The following is a 1698-nucleotide window of genomic DNA, read 5'->3' as shown; positions in this document are numbered from 1 at the left end:
GTATTAGAGTTCTCTTTTATTTTCTAGAGTTATATATCTTTTCAGCTATATTTAAAATTTCATACATTATCCAAGCACAAAATGCTAATACAAATACACCCATCATTACTAAATCTAACTTAAATACTTGACCACCATAAACTATTAAATATCCTAAACCATAACGAGATACTAAAAACTCACCAACTATAACTCCAACCCATGCCATACCAATATTTATTTTAGTTAAGTTTATAAGGTTACCTATGTTTGAAGGTATTATAAGTTTAAATAATAGTTGGGATTTAGTAGCACCAAAGCTTTTTAACATCTTGATTTTTTCTTCATCTACATTTATAAAGTAGTTGTAAGCTGAAAGTATTGTAACAACTACAGATATTGTAACTGCAGTAACTACAATTCCTTCAATTCCAGCACCTGCCCAAACAATTATAATAGGAGCTAGGGCTGTTTTTGGAAGAGCATTAAGCACTACTAAAAATGGATCTAAAATTCTTGATAATTTTTCAGACCACCAAAGTGCTATTGCAACTATTATTCCTATTACTGTACCAATTACTAGTCCTAGTAATGTTTCGTATACAGATATACCAATATGTCTTAGAAGTTCTCCATTTGATAGATATTTTATAAATAGATGATATATATCAGATGGTTTACTAAATAAGAATGTTTCTATTAACCCATAGTTTGCAAGTACTTCCCATAGTACTAGTATGCCTACAAGTAAAGATATTTGAGATAATAATACTTTTATTTTTTCTTTTTTTGTGTTTTTCAGATAGTCTATATATCCTTGTGAATAGTTATTGTTTGATTTCATATCTATCTAGCTCCTTCCACAGAATGTCAAAGTAGTCTTGAAACTGTGGTAATTTACGAACTTTGAAAGGTGTTTTTTCTCCTTCTGGTACAAGGTCTATATTGTGAGTGCTTTTTACTATTGCAGGTCTTTTTGATAGTACTATTATTTTATCGCTCATTGATATAGCTTCTGAAATGTCATGAGTTACGAGAATTGCAGATTTACCTTCGTTTTTAATTATTCTATAAACATCATCACTAACTAATATCCTTGTTTGGTAATCAAGWGCAGAGAAAGGTTCATCAAGAAGTAATATATCAGGATTTACAGATAGAGTACGAATCAATGCAACTCTCTGTCTCATACCTCCAGATAGCTCTTTAGGATACATATTTCTAAATTCCCAAAGATCATAAGTTTTTAAAAGTGATTCAACTCTTTGAATTGATTCTGGAGTTTTCTTATGTTGGATTTCAAGTCCAATGGTTATATTRTCCATTATGTTTCTCCATTCTAGTAAGTTATCTTTTTGAAACATATATCCAATTTTACCATTTAGAATTACTTCACCACTAGTAGGTTCTAAAAGGTCAGTTAGTATGTTTAGTATTGTTGATTTTCCAGAGCCACTAGGTCCAAGGATAGTTAATATTTCTCCTTCTATTAGATTAAAGTTAATATTTTTTAGAACTTCTAATTCTCCATCTTTTGTGTAAAAGGTTTGATTTAGGTCTGATATTTTGACCATATCTTTCATATAGTCACCTCCAAGAAGTTTATTGGTATATATTATTGTATTAATTTGCGGAAAGATTTGTACCAGTTTTAGAAAATATAGTTTAGGAAGGGTGTCGTAATTCACGACATAGGKGTATTTGARAAATCTAATATGG

At 29.8% G+C, this 1698-nt stretch carries 2 protein-coding genes; both read right to left on the bottom strand.

Translation table 11 applies throughout. The features are described 5' to 3' along the window. Positions 1-16: 16 nt before the first annotated feature. The gene (locus G3997_RS05660; protein ID WP_296644208.1) at positions 17-823 is read right to left on the bottom strand and encodes an ABC transporter permease; all 807 of its coding nucleotides are present in this window, start codon (positions 821-823) and stop codon (positions 17-19) included. Then, the gene (locus G3997_RS05655) at positions 807-1562 is read right to left on the bottom strand and encodes an ABC transporter ATP-binding protein (RefSeq protein ID WP_296644204.1); all 756 of its coding nucleotides are present in this window, start codon (positions 1560-1562) and stop codon (positions 807-809) included. Before G3997_RS05655 ends, G3997_RS05660 begins: the two co-directional genes overlap by 17 nt. Positions 1563-1698 lie beyond the last annotated feature (136 nt).

This window comes from Romboutsia sp. 13368 (assembly GCF_018336475.1).
GTDB lineage: Bacteria > Bacillota > Clostridia > Peptostreptococcales > Peptostreptococcaceae > Romboutsia.
This window is presented reverse-complemented; position numbering and strand designations above follow the sequence as displayed.

Excerpts from the sequence above, each read along its gene's own strand:
- G3997_RS05660 (WP_296644208.1), bottom strand. The coding sequence starts at position 823 with ATGAAATCAAACAATAACTATTCACAAGGATATATAGACTATCTGAAA.